At 66.9% G+C, this 15,331-nt stretch carries 17 protein-coding genes; 8 read left to right on the top strand and 9 right to left on the bottom strand.

What is annotated here, in order from left to right:
- The first annotated feature begins 115 nt into the window (after nt 1-115).
- Nucleotides 116-1,459, top strand: coding sequence for a DEAD/DEAH box helicase (locus tag CQW49_RS04715; RefSeq protein ID WP_003612843.1), 1,344 nt, complete (start codon nt 116-118; stop codon nt 1,457-1,459).
- A 42-nt stretch (nt 1,460-1,501) separates the two neighbouring features.
- Here CQW49_RS04715 and CQW49_RS04710 read toward each other — a convergent pair whose 3' ends face one another.
- The 5 genes from CQW49_RS04710 to CQW49_RS04690 are packed head-to-tail and all read right to left on the bottom strand — an operon-like array spanning nt 1,502 to nt 5,529.
- Nucleotides 1,502-1,876, bottom strand: coding sequence for a DUF423 domain-containing protein (locus CQW49_RS04710; RefSeq protein ID WP_244441338.1), 375 nt, complete (start codon nt 1,874-1,876; stop codon nt 1,502-1,504).
- Nucleotides 1,877-1,917: 41 nt separating this feature from the next.
- On the bottom strand, nt 1,918-2,142 hold the full coding sequence (locus CQW49_RS04705) for a hypothetical protein (protein ID WP_003612847.1): 225 nt from the start codon (nt 2,140-2,142) through the stop codon (nt 1,918-1,920).
- Nucleotides 2,143-2,201: 59 nt separating this feature from the next.
- Complete coding sequence (locus CQW49_RS04700) at nt 2,202-3,731, bottom strand: undecaprenyl-phosphate glucose phosphotransferase (protein WP_003612849.1); 1,530 nt, start codon at nt 3,729-3,731, stop codon at nt 2,202-2,204.
- A gap of 12 nt (nt 3,732-3,743) precedes the next feature.
- Nucleotides 3,744-4,958, bottom strand: coding sequence for a glycosyltransferase family 4 protein (locus CQW49_RS04695; RefSeq protein ID WP_003612851.1), 1,215 nt, complete (start codon nt 4,956-4,958; stop codon nt 3,744-3,746).
- Between the two features lie 4 nt (nt 4,959-4,962).
- Entirely contained in the window at nt 4,963-5,529 is a 567-nt protein-coding gene (locus CQW49_RS04690) for a polysaccharide biosynthesis/export family protein (protein WP_003612853.1), read from the bottom strand.
- Nucleotides 5,530-5,675: 146 nt separating this feature from the next.
- Here CQW49_RS04690 and CQW49_RS04685 point away from each other — a divergent pair, with 146 nt between their 5' ends.
- Nucleotides 5,676-7,184, top strand: coding sequence for a GumC family protein (locus CQW49_RS04685; RefSeq protein ID WP_244593398.1), 1,509 nt, complete (start codon nt 5,676-5,678; stop codon nt 7,182-7,184).
- Nucleotides 7,141-7,890, top strand: a complete 750-nt coding sequence (locus CQW49_RS25400) for a hypothetical protein (RefSeq protein WP_244593397.1) — start codon at nt 7,141-7,143, stop codon at nt 7,888-7,890. Before CQW49_RS04685 ends, CQW49_RS25400 begins: the two co-directional genes overlap by 44 nt.
- Here CQW49_RS25400 and CQW49_RS04680 read toward each other — a convergent pair.
- The gene (locus tag CQW49_RS04680) at nt 7,868-9,028 is read right to left on the bottom strand and encodes a GNAT family N-acetyltransferase (protein WP_003612857.1); all 1,161 of its coding nucleotides are present in this window, start codon (nt 9,026-9,028) and stop codon (nt 7,868-7,870) included. The genes CQW49_RS25400 and CQW49_RS04680 overlap by 23 nt on opposite strands.
- Before the next feature lie 91 nt (nt 9,029-9,119).
- On the opposite strand from CQW49_RS04680, the gene CQW49_RS04675 reads away from it, so the two are divergent.
- Nucleotides 9,120-10,175, top strand: coding sequence for a polysaccharide deacetylase family protein (locus CQW49_RS04675; RefSeq protein ID WP_003612859.1), 1,056 nt, complete (start codon nt 9,120-9,122; stop codon nt 10,173-10,175).
- 4 nt (nt 10,176-10,179) lie between these two features.
- Here CQW49_RS04675 and CQW49_RS04670 read toward each other — a convergent pair whose 3' ends face one another.
- Nucleotides 10,180-10,617: a hypothetical protein gene (locus tag CQW49_RS04670; protein ID WP_003612860.1), complete on the bottom strand. Its 438-nt coding sequence runs from the start codon at nt 10,615-10,617 to the stop codon at nt 10,180-10,182.
- Between the two features lie 217 nt (nt 10,618-10,834).
- On the opposite strand from CQW49_RS04670, the gene CQW49_RS04665 reads away from it, so the two are divergent.
- Complete coding sequence (locus tag CQW49_RS04665) at nt 10,835-11,530, top strand: hypothetical protein (RefSeq protein ID WP_003612861.1); 696 nt, start codon at nt 10,835-10,837, stop codon at nt 11,528-11,530.
- 57 nt (nt 11,531-11,587) lie between these two features.
- Here CQW49_RS04665 and CQW49_RS04660 read toward each other — a convergent pair whose 3' ends face one another.
- Nucleotides 11,588-12,145, bottom strand: coding sequence for a MarR family winged helix-turn-helix transcriptional regulator (locus tag CQW49_RS04660; RefSeq protein WP_003612862.1), 558 nt, complete (start codon nt 12,143-12,145; stop codon nt 11,588-11,590).
- A gap of 267 nt (nt 12,146-12,412) precedes the next feature.
- On the opposite strand from CQW49_RS04660, the gene CQW49_RS04655 reads away from it, so the two are divergent.
- The 3 genes from CQW49_RS04655 (at nt 12,413) to CQW49_RS26020 (ending at nt 14,375) form a co-directional block, all read left to right on the top strand.
- Nucleotides 12,413-12,985 carry a hypothetical protein gene (locus CQW49_RS04655; RefSeq protein WP_003612863.1) on the top strand — a complete coding sequence of 191 codons (573 nt, stop codon included), beginning with the start codon at nt 12,413-12,415 and terminating at the stop codon, nt 12,983-12,985.
- A gap of 74 nt (nt 12,986-13,059) precedes the next feature.
- Nucleotides 13,060-13,641: a copper chaperone PCu(A)C gene (locus tag CQW49_RS04650; RefSeq protein ID WP_003612864.1), complete on the top strand. Its 582-nt coding sequence runs from the start codon at nt 13,060-13,062 to the stop codon at nt 13,639-13,641.
- Between the two features lie 602 nt (nt 13,642-14,243).
- On the top strand, nt 14,244-14,375 hold the full coding sequence (locus CQW49_RS26020) for a hypothetical protein (RefSeq protein ID WP_003612865.1): 132 nt from the start codon (nt 14,244-14,246) through the stop codon (nt 14,373-14,375).
- A 323-nt stretch (nt 14,376-14,698) separates the two neighbouring features.
- Here the strand turns inward: CQW49_RS26020 and CQW49_RS04640 are convergent, their stop codons facing one another.
- Nucleotides 14,699-15,286 (bottom strand): DUF1134 domain-containing protein, encoded by a 588-nt coding sequence (locus tag CQW49_RS04640; RefSeq protein WP_003612867.1) that lies wholly within the window; start codon nt 15,284-15,286, stop codon nt 14,699-14,701.
- Between the last annotated feature and the right edge of the window lie 45 nt (nt 15,287-15,331).

Here is a 15,331-nt window from a genome sequence, read left to right as displayed (position 1 = left end):
CGAGCGCCACCTTTTCCAGACGACGGGCCCTTACGCGAGGCAAGTCACCCTCTCACCGTCGAACTCCTTCGGCGATAGGCGCCGGAGTGGCTTCGATCCACTCGAAAGATCAAACGTGACAAAATTTGCCGATCTCGGCCTCGCCGAGGTCATTTTGCGCGCGCTCGCGCAAGAAGGTTATGTCGCTCCGACGCCGATCCAGGCGCAGGCGATCCCCTCGCTGCTCGAGGGAAGAGATTTGTTGGGCATCGCTCAAACCGGCACCGGCAAGACCGCGGCCTTTGCGCTGCCGATCCTTCATCGACTGCTCGACGAGCGGCGCCGTCCTGCGCCGCAGACGGCGAGGGCGCTCGTGCTCGCGCCGACCCGCGAGCTCGCCGCGCAGATCGCCGACAGCTTCCGCTCCTATGGCCGCTTCGCCCGCATGAGCGTCGGCGTCATCGTCGGCGGCGTCGGCCATGGCCCGCAGATCAAGATGCTCGCCAGCGGCGTCGACGTGCTGGTGGCGACGCCCGGTCGGCTGCTGGATCATATCGCGAGCGGCGCCCTGCGGCTCGACACGACGCGGACGATCGTGCTCGACGAGGCCGATCATATGCTCGACCTCGGCTTTCTCGCGCCGATCCGCAAGATCGTGTCGCGCCTGCCGAAACAAAGGCAGAGCCTGTTCTTCTCGGCGACCATGCCGAAGGAGATCGCCGCGCTCGCCGCCGACATGCTGAACAATCCGGTCTCCGTGCAGGTGACGCCGACGGCGACCACCGCCGAGCGCGTCGATCAGCGCGTGCTGCTGGTGGACGGCGCGGCCAAGCGCGACGTGCTGGTCGAGCTCTTCGCCGATCCGGCGCTCGCCTGCGCGATCGTGTTCACGCGCACCAAGCGCGGCGCCGATCGCGTGTCGCAGCATCTCGAGGCGCATGGCGTCGGCTCGGCGGCGATCCATGGCAATAAGAGCCAGAGCCAGCGCATGCGCGCGCTCGACGATTTTCGTCGCGGCCGCACGCGCGCCCTCGTCGCCACCGATATCGCCGCGCGCGGCATCGATGTCGACGGCGTGACGCATGTCGTGAATTTCGAGCTGCCCGAGACGCCCGAGGCCTATGTGCATCGCATCGGCCGCACGGCGCGCGCCGGCGCCGGCGGCGCCGCGATCTCGCTGTGCGACAATAGCGAGCGGCCGCTGCTGCGGGCGATCGAGAAATCGACGCGGCAGTCGTTGCCGGTCGTCGATCGGCGCAGCGCGCAAGCGGGACAGCAAGCAGGGCAGGAAGAAGGCGCGCCGCGCCGCGCGCCGCAGGAGCATCGCCGCCCCCATGAGCCGCGCCCGGATGCGAGCCGCAAGCCCGCGGGCCGCGCCCATGCGCATGGCAAGCCGGCCGCCGGCGGACGTCCTGGCAAGCCCTCCGGCGCCGGTCGCCCGCAGAAGAGCGGCGCGAGCTCCTCCGGCCGTCGGCCGTAAGTCCAAACGTGACGCGAGCCCTCGGGCTCGCGTCCGCTTCGCTTATCGATCCGTCCGGGCGCGAAGGGCGCAGACGAGCGCAAAAACCGCCAGCGCCGCCCAGCTGGCGATGAGCAGCGATCCGCCGATGGGCGCCGCATAGGGAAAGAGCCGCGTTCCGGCGAGGGCCCTGACGGCGAGGTCGCCGGAGAACAGGGCCGCCCCGGCCTGCATCGCGAAGGTCGCGGCGAGCAGCCAGCGCAAGGACGAGCCGACCGAGGCCGCGAGCGCGGCGAGGGCGAGGCCCGCGGCCGCATGGATCATCAGAAAGCGGCTCGCCGTGTCGAGCAATGGGCTCGCTTCCACATGGGCGGCGGCCGCCGCCGCCACGACGCCCGCGGCGCCTTCGAGCGCCGCGACGAAAACAATGATGAACATCGAGCGCCGCATGGCCGGGCCTTTCGGAAACGCGCCGAAACTCAGTGCATGAACAGTCGCAGCGCGACCGCGGAGAGCAGGATGAGGGCGAGGCCGAGCATCCATTTCAATAGCGCGAGCTCGCCATGAATGACGACGAGCTCCGCCTCGATCTTGACGACATGGCCGTCCTGTCCGCTCAGCGCCTCGGCGGCCTTGCGCGCTTTTTCCTCCGGCGCGCCCGCGGAGACGAATGCGTCATAGGCCTCGGAAATCATAGTGCTCATGAATGGCCTCTCAGATCTGTGGTTGAAATCACTGGCTGCGCCGATCGCGCAAAAATCCTTCAATAGGCGTTCTCCGCCTTCACGAGAGCGAGCGGCGTCAGCGCCAGAATATAGATATCGAGCAGAATAGACCAGTTCTCGATGTAATAAAGGTCGCACTCGACGCGCTTCTGGATCTTCTCCGGCGTGTCGGTCTCGCCGCGCCAGCCGTTGATCTGCGCCCAGCCGGTGAGGCCGGGCTTCACGCGATGGCGCGCGAAATAGCCGTCGACCACCTCGTCATAGAGGCGCTCCGCCGCGCGCGCATGCACGGCGTGGGGGCGCGGGCCGACGAGCGAGAGATTGCCTTTGAGCACCACATTGAACAACTGCGGCAATTCGTCGAGCGAGGTCTTGCGGATGAAGCGCCCGACGCGCGTCACGCGCGGATCGCCGCGCGTCACCTGCTTGGCCGCCGTGTGATCCAACTGGTCCACATACATGGAGCGAAATTTATACACCTCGATCTTCTCATTGTTGAAGCCGTAGCGATCCTGCTTGAACAGCACGGGACCGCGCGAATCGAGCTTCACGGCGATCGCCACCGCCGCCATCACCGGAGCGAGCAGCACGAGGCAGAGGGCTCCGACGATCTTGTCGAAAGCCGTCTTGATCAAGACGTCCCAATCGGCGATCGGCTTGTCGAACACGTCGAGCACCGGCACATTGCCGATATAGGAGTAGGAGCGCGGCCGAAAGCGCAGCTTGTTGGTGTGGGCGGCGAGACGAATGTCGACCGGCAGCACCCACAGCTTGCGCAGCATCTGCAACAGCCGACCCTCCGCCGAGATCGGCAGGGTGAAGATCACGAGATCGAGACGGGTGTGGCGCGCGAATTCGACGAGATCGTTGACGCCGCCGAGCTTGGGATAGCCGGCGACGACATCGGGAGAGCGGCTGTCGGAGCGATCGTCGAAAATGCCGAGGATGCGCAGGTCGCTGTCCTGCTGGGCGGCGGCGAGATCGCGTAGCACCGGCTCGGCGGCCGGGCCGCCGCCGACGATGACGGTGCGGCGGTCGAGCCGTCCCTGCTGCGTCAGCGCCCGCACCAGAGCGGCGACGGCGAAGCGCTCGGCGGCGATGAGGCCGAGGCCCGTCGCATACCAGCCGGCGAGCCAGACGCGCGAGAGAGCGCCGTCCAGCTTCAGGAAGAAGATGGCCGCGAGCGCGGCGAGAAACACCGAGGTCCAGCCGCAGACGAGCCGAACGCCATGGCCGATCGGCGCGCGCAGCGCCTGCGTCGTGTAGAGCTCGAGCGCCTGCAGAGCGACGACGGCGAGCAGCGCCATGCCCGGAATGACGATGAAATATTCCGCGCTATAGCCCCAGGTCGGCGCGACATGGAGGTGATGCACGCCGAAGCCGGAGACGATGATGATCGTGAGCTCGAGTAGCCGCACGAGGCCCGACAGCACGATCGGCGAATAGGCGCGCGTCGGCGTCGCATCGGCGGCGATCTCGGCGAGAAGCGCGCGCGACGCCGTTCGCGGCCCCGGAGCGGCGGCGGACTCATCGACGGATTTCATGTCGCGCAGCGCGAAAGCGCACATTTTTTCCTCCGTTCAAGCTTTCTGCGGCGCTGTCGCCGCGTCGGCGCGGCTTCGCCTTGTCGTTGTCGCGAGCGCGTCGCGATAGCCGCGCACCACCGATTCCGTCATCGCCTCGAGGCTGAAGGTCTCTGCGACGCGCGCCGCCAGCGCGTCGCAGTCGCTTCGCAGCCTCTGCGGCTCCGCGTCCCGCGTGCGGATCATGGCGGCCGCCAGCGCGGAAGGATCGTCGCGGGGAACGAGCCTGTCGGCGAACGGACCGAAGATCTCGGGAATGCCGCCGACGCGCGTCGCCACCAGCGGCGCGCCGGCGGCGATCGCCTCGAGCACGATGTAGGGGAGAGACTCGGCGCGGCTCGGCACGACCAATATGTGGCCGAGCCGCAGCGCCTCGCGCGCCGGAGTCGGCGGGCGAAAGGTCAATTGCCCGAACACGCCGCGGCGCTCGGCGAGCATGCGCAGCGCCGCCTCGTCCGGCCCCGAGCCGACGAGCGCGAGGCGCGGCGCGGCGCCCGTCTGCGCGCCGACGAGCGCGAGCGCTTCGATCAGAGTGTCGACCCCTTTGCAGCGGCGCCATTCGCCCACATAGAGAAAATCGGCGGCGCCGTCGGCGGGCGCGACCGGCGCGAATTCGTCGCGGCGCAGCCCATTGGGCACGACGCGCGTCAGCGCGCGCGCGACGCCGATCGTCTCGCAAAAGCGCGCCTGTGCGAAAGCGCTCTCGAAGGGGATGAAATCGGTGACGCGCTCGAGCGCGGCCTCGACGGCGAGATAGAGTCGATGCGCGAGCGCGTCGGGGTCGTAGTGCAGCGTGCCGCCATGCGGCGTGTAGACGCGGATCAGCGGATGCTTCGGCGACGGGAAAAACGGCAGCAGCGCCGGCAGGCGCGCATAGAGTCCGCCCTTGGCGCCATGGCCATGCACGACGTCGGGCTCCAGCCGGCGCAGCACGGCGGCGATGCGGCAGGCGATATAGGCGTCGCTCCAATGCGGCTCACGGCGCATGCCGATGCGCGTGACGCCGAGCGCCAGCGCGGGCTCCAGCCGTCGCAGCACTGTCTCGGCGCGCTCATTGCCGGTGGTGGAGTCGACGATCAGCCCGATCTTGTGGCCGCGCGCCGCCTGCTCGCCGGCGAGATCGACGACATGGCGAAACAGTCCGCCGATCGGCGCGCGCATCACATGCAAGATGCGCAGCTTGTCGTCGCCCGTTTCGCGCCGCGCCGTCATGTCGTCAGAAAATCCGCTCGCGCACGGTGAGCGTGTCGCCCGGCCGCACCGCCTGCAGCAGCGGCACGCGGCCCGTCACCGAAACGCCGCCCATGTCGCGGGTGAGATCCACCGCGTCCTGATAGCCGCGCGGGCTGAAGCCGCCGGCGATGGCGATCGCCTTCTGCGCGGTGAGCCCTTCGACATAAGGATATTGGCCGGCGTTGATCACCTCTCCGAGCACATAGAAGGGCCGATAGGCCTCGACCTCCACCGAGACATGCGGATCGCGAACGAAGCCGTTGCGCAGCTTGGCGGCGATCTCGTGCTGCAGATCCTGCGTGGTTCGGCCGAGAGCCGGCACGAGGCCGATCAGCGGCATGGAGATATGGCCGGAACCGTCGACCGTATAGCTGTTGGACAGCGCATCCTGTCCGAACACGATGATGCGCAGCCGATCGCCGGCGCCGAGCAGATAGGGCTCGTCCGGCGTGGTCGCCAAAAGCTCCGGGACAGTCGCGCCGGGCAGGGCGCAGCCGGCCATTGTCGCGCTCATGATCAGCCAAAGAAGGAGGAAGCCATATCTCGGCATTTTTGACCTTGATCTCGAGGAACGGCTTATCGCCGTCTTCCGCGCGGGGATTTTTAGGGCGGTATGGTTAACAAAGATTGATCGCCGCGATTAACCGCGCGGAAACCATGATCTCGCTATCAATCGGTGCGGATGGGGAGAGGACGATGGACGCCGGCGATTCGCGAGACGTGGAGCCGATGGGCCAGGGCGAGATCGATCTCGCTCAGATCGCGGCGGCGTTGTCGCGGCGTCGGCGCGTCGTCATCGGCGCGACGCTCATCGCTTGCGTCGGCGCGCTGGCCTATGTGAATCTCGTCAAGCCGCGCTACACCGCCGAGGCGCGCGTCCTGCTCGAGAATCAGGAGAGCTATCTCACCCGCGCCGACAAGGGCGAGCGTTCCGACGCCGCTGCGGCGCCGGACGCCGAGGCTGTGCAGAGCCAGATCCAGCTCCTCACCTCGCGCGATCTGGCTCGCAGAGCGTTGAAGGCGCTCGAGCTCGAGGGCAATGTCGAATTCGATCCGCTGGCCGGCGGGCCGGGGCTGCTGACGCGCATCGGAGTCGCGCTCGGCGTCTCGCGCGACCCGACGCGGCTTTCGCCCGAAGAGCGGATGCTCGACGCCTATTTCGATCGGCTGACCATTCTCTCGCCGACCAAGACGCGCGTGCTGCAGATCGAATTCTCCTCGCGCGATCCCGACCTCGCAGCGCGCGCGGCCAACGCCATCGCCGCGCATTACATCGAGATTCAGCGCGAGGCCAAGCGCGAGAACGCCCGCGCGGCGGCGCGGGCGCTGAGCCCGCTGGTTTCCGATCTGCGCGTGCGCGTCGCCGAGGCGGAGGCCAAGGTCGAGGCCTTCCGCATCAAATCCGGCCTGCTCGCCGGCAGCAATAATATGTCGATCGCCACGCAGCAGCTCGGCGATCTCACCAATCAGCTGTCGCTGTCCCGCACCGCCCACGCCGACGCCGAGGCGAAGGGCAAGCTCGTTCGGGAGATGCTGCGGCAGAACCGTGTCGGCGATATTCCCGACGTCGCCAACAATGAGATGATAAGGCGCATCGGCGAGCAGCGCGTGGCGCTGCGCGCGCAGCTCGCGCTCGAGTCGCGCACCTTGTTGCCGGCCCATCCGCGCATAAAGGAGCTGCATGCGCAGCTCAACGACCTCGAGGGCGATCTGCGCCGCGCCGCCGAGCGCACTGCGCGCACATTGGAGAACGAGGCGCAAATCGCCGCATCGCGGGTCGACAATCTGACGCGGGCGATGGAGCAGCAGAAGAAGCTCGCGGGCGAGGCCGGCGCGGAGGAGGTGCAGCTGCGCGAGCTCGAGCGCGCCGCCCGCGTGCTGAAGGAGCAGCTCGAGGCGGATTCGGCGAAATATCAGGAAGCGCTGGCGCGCGAGGGCGCGAAATCATCGCCCGCAGACGCACGCATCATTCAAGCCGCCGTGGCGCCGCCCAATCCGTCCTTCCCGAAGAAGCTGCCGATCCACCGCCTTTGCGACGATCGCCGCTCTGGTGCTGTCGGCGGGCGGCGTCATCGCCATGGAGCTGTTGTCCGGGCGTCCGCGCCGATCCGCGAACCGCGCGCTTCCCGCCGCTGCGCAGATGCGCATCGAGCCCGCGTTGATGAGCGTTCCGGCGCCCGACGAGGAGCGCGAGCAGGATCGTGACGAGGAAGACATCGACGACGATCTCGAAGACGACGTCGAGGACGACGACATCTTCGACGACGTCGAAGAGGAGGAGGGGCCGACGCTGTTTCGCCGCGCGGCGGTTCGGGTCGAGCCGGAAGCGGCGCCTCGGAGCGAGGCGCGAGCGGAAGACATGGTCGAGGTCGTCGGTCGCATCGCGGATCGCGACGAGGCGGCCTCGGTCGCCGTCCTGCTCGTCGGCTGCGCGCCGGCGCGAGAGAGCTGCGAGGCGGCGACGCGATTTGCGCGCGCGCTGGCGCGGCGCGGCAGCGCTATTCTCGTCGCTGTCGACGACGACGATGAATATGACCGGCTCGTCGCTGGCGATGATCCGGAGCCGCCGCACGGCTTCGCCGATCTCGCGGCGCGCGAGATCACTTTCGCCGATGCGATTCATCGCGACGCCCGCTCGCGGCTGCATGTGATGCCCGGCGGCTGCGCGGAGCCTCCGCCCGACGAGGACACGGCCTTCGCGTTGGAGGCGCTGACGCGCGCCTATGATTTCGTCGTCTTCGCCACGCGCCGCTATGAGCGCGCGCTGGCCGTCGCTCATTGTTTCGACTTCGTTCTGGTCGGCGGCGACGACGAGATCGCCGCGCTCGTCCGCGACGAATTGGAGCAGGCCGGAATCGATGATGTCGTCCTGCTCGAGGATGAAGCGCTCATGAGCGCTTCGGCGGCCTGAATCCGCGCAGGCGCGCGGCCCATGCGAGCAGAATGGGCGTCTGCTTGATCTTGCGCTTGGCCTGCGTCGCTGCGACGAGCAGCGGCGCGGCGACGAAGCCGAGCGAGCGTGTCGGAATGATCGTGTCGACGAGCACGATCGTCTCGTCGCAGACCGCATCCTTGTAGCGCGCTTCGCCGATTCCGAGATCGAAGCGCGTGAAGCCGCGCGCGACGAGATCGCGCATCAGCGCATGCAGCAGCAGATCGCCCGGCGACGAGCGCGCGATCTCCTCGTCGGCGATGAAGGAGTTGAGCATGGCCGAGAAGCAGCGCTCATGCGCGAGGCCCGCATAAGCGGCGATGATGCGCCCGTCGAGAGTGAGCGCATGGATCTCGAGCGCGCCCGTCTCGGAGAGGCGCAGAATGAAATCGCGCATCTCCTCCTGCTCGAAGGACCTGTCGACGCCGCGCAGCCGCTCGGCTTTCTGCGCGATGAGCGCCTCGGCGATGTCGCGCGCGCGGCGCCCGCTCGCGTTATGCTCGAAGGCGAGCGCGCCGAGCGCTTCGAGCCGCGCCTTCTTCTTGCGCAACTTTTTGCGCGCGTCGCCGCTGAGCCGCGCGTCGAGGTCCGCGGCCGCGGCGGGCAGAGCGCGCGCATGGGCGAAGCTCGGACTGGCGGAGGAGCCGGGAAAGGCCAATGGGTTGGCGGCGCCGGCGAAGAGCGTCGGCTGATTGCGCAGCACGAAAAGATCGACGCTCGCCATGCGCGCCGCCCGTCGCAGCAGCGTGCGCGGATCGCCGAGCGCAGCGTCGCGGTCGATCAGCGCCGCATTGAGATTGCTGTCTCTCCCGCCGATGAAGCGCGCGACGCGCAGCGGGCCGACGCGTCCCTGTGCGAGCGGCAGCAGAGCCAACGGCCGGCCGGCGCTCGTCCGGGCGACGACGATCATCGGCGCGAGCCCTTGCGCGCGGCCGAGCGTCTCCAACCAGAGGCGACAAAAATCATAGGATTGATAAGGGCTCGCCGGCGCGCGGACGAAAAGCTCGCTCCAATCCGCGCGCGCATCCTCGAGCCGCGTGAAAATATCGAGCGCGAGGCGCGCCGGCGCGGCCGCGCGTGAAACAGTCGTAACGCCGCAATCGATTGCATTTACCATGTTTCGACGGTCCCGTTGCCGATCTTGTCCTTTGCTTCAAGCTAGCAGGCAAAGGTCAACGAGACGTGCGCGGGGGAGGGAGGGGCGAGGCATGGCCAATTGGCGCCGGCTGGCGATCGACGCAGGCATGGCTTTCTTTCACGCGAGCGGAGCCCACCGCCTCGCCGAGCCGTTTACACGCGGTGTGGGCGTTATACTAACGTTTCACAGCGTGCGGCCGCGGCGCGACGACGGCTTCGAGCCCAATCGGCCGATCGAGATCACGCCGGAGTTTTTCGAAGCCACGTTGACGCATCTGCGCCGCCGTGGCTTCGAGATCATCACGCTCGATGCGGCGCTCGCGCGTTTGCGCGAGGGCGATTCCGATCGCGCGCCTTTCGCGGTGCTGAGCTTCGACGACGGCTATCGCGACCTCGCCGTTCATGCGCTGCCGATCCTCGAGAAGCATCAGGCGCCCTTCGTCGCTTATGTGACGGCGGGCTTCGCCGACGGCTCCGCGCGCCTTTGGTGGGCGGAGCTGGAGCAGGCGATCCGTCGGCTGGATCGCATCGATGTCGTCGCCGGCGGCCTGCGCATCGCCCGTGCGACGACGACGGCCGCGCTGAAGCAAGCGGCTTTCGCCGATCTCTATGCGCGGCTCGACGCCTGCGAGGACGACGAGCGTCTGCGCATCGTCGCCGCGCTGGCGGCGCAGGCGGGATTTGAGCCGGAGGCGCTGACGCGCGAGCTGTGTCTGGGATGGGACGAGCTGCGCATGTTGGCGCGGCGCCCATTGGCGACGATCGGCGCGCATACGCTCAATCATCCGCGGCTCGCGCGTCTCGCGCGCGCGAGCGCCTGCGAGGAGATGGCGGAGAGCCGTCGCCGGCTGCGCGACGAGCTCGGCGTCGCCGCGGCGCATTTCTGCTATCCCTATGGAAATCGCGCCGCCGCTGGCGAGCGCGAGTTCGCGCTCGCCGCGACGCTCGGTTTCGAGAGCGCGGCGACGACGCGGCCGGGCATGATCTTCCCCGCTCATCGTGAGCGGCTGCACGCCCTGCCGCGCCTTTCGGTCAATGGTCATTATCAGAGCGTCGCTGCGCTCGACATTCTCCTGTCGGGCGCGCCCTTCGCTCTGATGAATGGCGGGCGCCGCGTCGCCGCCTGAGCCGTCACCAGCCGAGCCGCTGACGCAAGTCCTGCCACATCTGCGTGAGCGTGCGCTTCTGCGCCAGCGAGCGGGCGCGCGAGGCGACGGCGCCGGGCGTGATGGCGCCGGAATAATTGCAGTCGCAGAAGAGATGATGCGCTTCGCGCATCGACAGGCCGAAGAACTGGATGGCGTCGCCGAGCCGATCGCCGGCGAGCCCGTCCTGGCGAAACTGCGGATCGCGATAGGCGATCGACAGCGGCGACTCGTCCTGACGCAGCTTCACGCGCTCGCGCACCGGAACATATTCCATCATGGAGAACAGCCGAATGCGTCCCGAATAGGCCGAGAGGATGTCGGCGAGACGCTCGAGCCGCGCGCGACGCGGCGGCTCCTCCTTCTTGGCGATCGGCTCGATCGCCGCAATTTTCGTCACTTCTTCCAGAGTTCTGTGCTTCATCACGCCCTCCGTCGCCAATGGGCCGCTGCGCCCGCGAAATCCGATCCCCAGCCTTTGAACACGCTTGGCCCGGATTGGTTCCGGCCGAAAATCCTGCGCCGACGCGAGCTGCGCCATGCGGCGTCGGCCCGGCCTTCCCGCGCGGCGAAGGACGCTTGTCGCGGCTGACGCTTCGACTATTTGGAGCGCCGGGGCTGCTGGCAATGGAGTGTCTTCGATGTCCATGTCCTTCCGAGAGGCAACTACTCAGGAGAACGCCGCAGTCTATGGCGGCCTCGTCGACGCCGTGGGAGGCATCGCGACGATCGTCCTCGCGGTCGTCGGTCTCGCCGGCGTCAATCCCCAGCTGTTCGCGTCGATCGCGACGATCGTGTTCGGCGTCGCGCTGCTCATTCAGGGCGGAACGATGCTGTCCGAATATGCGCAGATCATCTTTCCAGCCGGCTCTCAGTCCTCGACTGTCGAGCATTTCGGCGGCGGCAGCCTGTCGGCGGTGTTCCTCGTCGGCGCCGCCGGCATCGTGCTCGGCGTGCTGGCGCTGCTCGGCATCAGCCCGCCGGCGTTGACGCAGATCGCGGCGATCGCATTCGGAACGGCTCTCGTTCTCAGCAGCAATGCGGTTTGGCAGCTCTATGTGCTTCGCCATGCGGCCGCGAAGAGCGAGACGACGCAGTCTCAGAGCTTCGGCGGCGAGTTCCTGGCGAGCGAGATGGCGTCCGGCTCGGCGGGCATTCAGTCGCTCGCGGGTCTCGGCGCGATCGTGCTCGGCGTCCTGGCGGTCGCGGGCGCCAGCAATGACGTGGTTCTAAACCTCGTCGCCCTGCTCGCGCTCGGCGCGACGCTCGTTCTGACGGGCAGCACGTTGAGCACCACGGTGCTGAGCTTCATGCGTCCGTGGTCGTCGCAGGCGTGACGCGGGCTTGCGCTTCTCCCGAGGTCGTCGCTTTGCGACGACGCTCGGGTGAAGGATTCACGTGTCGCTCGCAAGGGTAGGCCGCCGCGCGAAGACAGCGGCGTCGAAGGCGGCCGCATCGAAGGTTGTCGCATCGAGGTCGTCGCGACGCAGAGCCGTAGGCTCCCGGCCGTCGAAGAGATCGAGGAAAGCCTTCCTGTCGGCGCGCAGCTTCGTCAGATGAGCGGCCGCCAGCTCCGTTAGCCGGCGGTCGCCCGAAGGCGTTATGACGACGAGAGAACGGCGACGGTCCTCCGGGTCGGTCTTTCGTCGCACGAGCTTCGCCTGCACCAGGCGGGAAACCAGCTCGGCCGCGCTATGATCGCGTATGATGAGCTGCTCGGCCAGCTCGCCGACGCTGATATGATCGCCGCCGCGATACGTCTTGATCACCAGAAGCGCCTGATAGCGCTGCATTGTGAGGCCCACATCGGCGGCGGCCTGCTCGCTGAAAGCCAGAAATCGCCGCAGCGCATGGCGGAATTTGGCCAAAGCGATCAGCTCGTCCTCGCTGGGGCGCGCCTTCGGCGCCTTTGCGGTGGGCGCCTCCAGAATATCGCAATCTGCCGGGTTCACGCTCGCTCCTCGTGCTCGCGACCTCGTCGACGGGTGGAGAATGATGGCCTTCGCGTCCCGCTTGGTCAAGGCGCCCAGTGGGTCGCGCTTCCGAATCACCTGCGCCGAGGGATGAGACGCAAAGCCCCGCGCGCCCTGCGACAATAGGGCTCGATCTCGAAGCTTGTCGATATATCGTAGCACGATTTATAGTGACGCGGAACCGCGAGCGGCGCGCGGCGCAAGATCAACGAGCGCTATCGAATGCGCGAGCGGGGAGAGAGCGGAATGTTCGTCAAATTCATCGTCGCCACATTGCTGGCGACTGGTTTTTGCGTGTCGCAAGCCTGGGCCCATGGCGGCGTCAGCATCGACGAAGGCCAGTGCAAGATGAAGATCGGCCCGGATCAGATGAACTTCACGGGCTATCAGCCGCTGAAGTCGCGCGAGCAATTCTGCGACGATATCCCCGATGTGGGGCCGACCATCATCGTGCTCGACGCGGTGCAGGACGAGCTGCGCGACATGAATCTCGAGATTCGCGTGCTCCGCGACGTTGGTCAGAAGAACGACGACGAAAATCTCGAGCAGAACACCGAGACCTATGTTCCGCCCAAGAAATATCGGACCGGAACGCTCAACTTCGAGTATAATTTCGCGCAGAAGGGCAAGTTCATCGGCCTCGTGAAGGCGTCGAACGATGACGGGACGAAAGTCTATGTGTCGCGCTTTCCCTTCTCGGTCGGTGAAACCGCCACGCGCGACATCACGGTCATGACGTTTTTTGCCGCCCTGGGACTGGTCGGATTCGGTCTCTGGTACAAAAACTCCTTCAACAAGAAGCCGTCCGCCAAAGCGTGAACCGAGCCGAGGGGCCGCGTCAGCGGCCCTCTCGTCTTCGTTCGCCGGGCGCGCGGCGATCCACGGAGGCGGCGATGAACATTGATCGACGACGCATTCTCACGGCCGGCGCTGCGGTCGCGGCCGGCCTTCTCGGCCGGCCGTTCGCGGCGCGCGCGCATGAATATGCCGTGGGCAAGATCAAGATCGAGCATCCCTGGCTGCGCGCGCCGCTCGAAGGCGAGACGCGCGCGCAGCTCTACATGCTGGTCGTCAACTCCGCCGACCGGCCCGACCGGCTGATCGGCGTCAAATCCGCCGATTTCCGCTCGGTACAGTTTCATATCGCTCCGCATCTCGTCGCGCGCGAGGACGCGATCTATCTGCCGCCGCTCTCCCGCGTGACCATGGCGCCCGGCGGCTCGCATGTGGAGCTCGTCGACATATCGAAGATGAATCCGGTGGGCTGGGCGGCTGAGATGACCCTGGTCTTCGAGAAGGCCGGAGAGGTCACGATCGACGCCGCGGTCGAAGCGCCGGACGCGATGCATGCGCATGACGCCGAGGCGATGGAGCGCTGGCGAACGCGCGGCGAGGCGTCGTCGGGACGAAGCGAGCACGGGGGTGACGACACGAAGGAGCGCCGCGACGACGAGCGGGCGCCGGAATCTGAATAATCACGCGCTCGAGAAGCGTGTCGACGGAGCGAGTTCGCGTCAGCGATCCGCTTCGCGGCGCCTGCTCGCGTGTTCGCATAACTATTTGAAATAAATGATTTAATGCAAAAAATGTGGTTGCGTATCGTGAGATTGCATCGTAGTACGATTAAAGAGGTGGCGTTCGACGGTTCTCCGCTCGGTGTCTCGAGGAGAAGCGTCGGCGGAGATTTAAACATGTCTGATAGTCCCTTGAAAATGTCCTGCAAGGAAACGGTGAGGTCGCTCGCCTGGTTCGTCGGAGCGACGAGCAGTCCGGGAGACGTTCCCGGCGGGGCGGCTCCCGGATACGTATCGGGATAGGTCACGATGAAACCGGGGCCAGACTCCAATTCACTCTGACCCGCACGAGCGTGCTCGCGGCGCGATTCCGCATTAGCGGCGCGCCGGGGGCGCGCGCTCGAACATTGTCAGAACCATTTGAAAGAAAAGCACATTTAGCTCAAAAAAAAGGCTTGCTCCGCACAGCGATGCATCGTACTGCGACGAAACATGCTGGGGCGTCTCGACGCTTCTGCGCTCAGCATCCTTCTGTCGTGAGCAGAAGCGTCGGTGGAGATAAAATGATGTCCGACAATCCCATGCAGCGGTCCGGCAAGGAGATGGTCAAGTCGCTCGCTTGGTTCCTCGGTGCGGTGGGCTTGATTTTCACGCTCATCCATTACGCGCCGATCATTTCGCACGGCGGCTTCTGATTCCGAGCGACTAAGCTTCGACAAAAAATCCGGGAGCCGTCCTGCCGGGCGGCTCCCGGATTTTGCGTCTGTCGCGGGGTGCGATCATTTCCACATGCGCAGGCCGACCGCGACAGCCATGGAGACGACTGCGACAATCGCTATGATGGCGGCGAGCCGCACCATCTCTCTGCTGTCATCGGCGTTCCGCATGAGCTCCTCTCGACCGGCGTCTCGCGATCCAGCGCTTGTCCGCAGCTTACGCGCCTGCGGCCGCCGAGACGAGGCGCGAACGGCGCGACGATCTGTCGCAAGGTGGAAAGAGCCGGGGAGGGCGCGGCCCGTCAGAAGGGGTTCCAGGTCGCTTCGCGCGTGAATTTCAGATAGCCGAAGCTGACGCCGAGGCGCGCGCCGACGCCCGAGCGGATCGGCGCGAGCACGATATCGCCCGCCATCAGCTCGGTCAGCCCGAGCCCGCCGACGAGGTAGGCGGAGCCGTCGACGCCGCCGAAGCGCGTGTAGATCGCCTCGGCCGAAGGCAGGTTGTAGACGAGCATCATGGTGCGGTCGCCGTCGGCGCCGGCGTCGAAGCCGAGCGTCGGTCCCTGCCAATAGACGCGTTTCTTGCCGGCGTTGCGGGTGAACATCACGCCCTCGCCATAGCGCAGCCCGCCGACGAAGGCGCCCGAGGCCTCCTGGCCGAGCACATAGGCGTTGGGCTGGCCCCAGCGGCGCGCGGCCTCCTGTACGGCGAGCGCCAGATTGCGGGCGATGGAGCCGAAGAAGCGGTGGCCGCTTCGAACCACCTCGTCGCCCGACATGTCCTCGGGCCGCTCTTCACGGGCTGCAAAGGCGGGAAGGGCCGGCGCCAGCGCGCAGGCGCCGGCGAGAGCGAGAATATCCCTGCGGGAGGACGAAGACGCAGCGCTCATGCGGAAAACTCCTCGGCGAGGCGCGAGCGCCGAGCCGGCTCCACG

This window comes from Methylosinus trichosporium OB3b (assembly GCF_002752655.1).
Lineage (GTDB): Bacteria > Pseudomonadota > Alphaproteobacteria > Rhizobiales > Beijerinckiaceae > Methylosinus > Methylosinus trichosporium.
Note: the sequence above shows the minus strand (reverse complement) of the source record. Positions and strands in the feature narration are given on the sequence as shown.

What these genes read in the sequence shown, in the direction of transcription:
- CQW49_RS04670 (WP_003612860.1), bottom strand. Translation starts at nt 10,617, where the DNA reads ATGAAGCACAGAACTCTGGAAGAAGTGACGAAAATTGCGGCGATCGAG.
- CQW49_RS04680 (WP_003612857.1), bottom strand. Translation starts at nt 9,028, where the DNA reads ATGGTAAATGCAATCGATTGCGGCGTTACGACTGTTTCACGCGCGGCC.
- CQW49_RS25400 (WP_244593397.1), top strand. Translation starts at nt 7,141, where the DNA reads ATGAGCGTTCCGGCGCCCGACGAGGAGCGCGAGCAGGATCGTGACGAG.
- CQW49_RS04655 (WP_003612863.1), top strand. Translation starts at nt 12,413, where the DNA reads ATGTTCGTCAAATTCATCGTCGCCACATTGCTGGCGACTGGTTTTTGC.
- CQW49_RS04675 (WP_003612859.1), top strand. Translation starts at nt 9,120, where the DNA reads ATGGCCAATTGGCGCCGGCTGGCGATCGACGCAGGCATGGCTTTCTTT.
- CQW49_RS04710 (WP_244441338.1), bottom strand. Translation starts at nt 1,876, where the DNA reads ATGTTCATCATTGTTTTCGTCGCGGCGCTCGAAGGCGCCGCGGGCGTC.
- CQW49_RS04640 (WP_003612867.1), bottom strand. Translation starts at nt 15,286, where the DNA reads ATGAGCGCTGCGTCTTCGTCCTCCCGCAGGGATATTCTCGCTCTCGCC.
- CQW49_RS26020 (WP_003612865.1), top strand. Translation starts at nt 14,244, where the DNA reads ATGATGTCCGACAATCCCATGCAGCGGTCCGGCAAGGAGATGGTCAAG.
- CQW49_RS04705 (WP_003612847.1), bottom strand. Translation starts at nt 2,142, where the DNA reads ATGAGCACTATGATTTCCGAGGCCTATGACGCATTCGTCTCCGCGGGC.
- CQW49_RS04685 (WP_244593398.1), top strand. Translation starts at nt 5,676, where the DNA reads ATGGACGCCGGCGATTCGCGAGACGTGGAGCCGATGGGCCAGGGCGAG.
- CQW49_RS04650 (WP_003612864.1), top strand. Translation starts at nt 13,060, where the DNA reads ATGAACATTGATCGACGACGCATTCTCACGGCCGGCGCTGCGGTCGCG.
- CQW49_RS04700 (WP_003612849.1), bottom strand. Translation starts at nt 3,731, where the DNA reads ATGTGCGCTTTCGCGCTGCGCGACATGAAATCCGTCGATGAGTCCGCC.
- CQW49_RS04690 (WP_003612853.1), bottom strand. Translation starts at nt 5,529, where the DNA reads ATGCCGAGATATGGCTTCCTCCTTCTTTGGCTGATCATGAGCGCGACA.
- CQW49_RS04665 (WP_003612861.1), top strand. Translation starts at nt 10,835, where the DNA reads ATGTCCATGTCCTTCCGAGAGGCAACTACTCAGGAGAACGCCGCAGTC.
- CQW49_RS04695 (WP_003612851.1), bottom strand. Translation starts at nt 4,958, where the DNA reads ATGACGGCGCGGCGCGAAACGGGCGACGACAAGCTGCGCATCTTGCAT.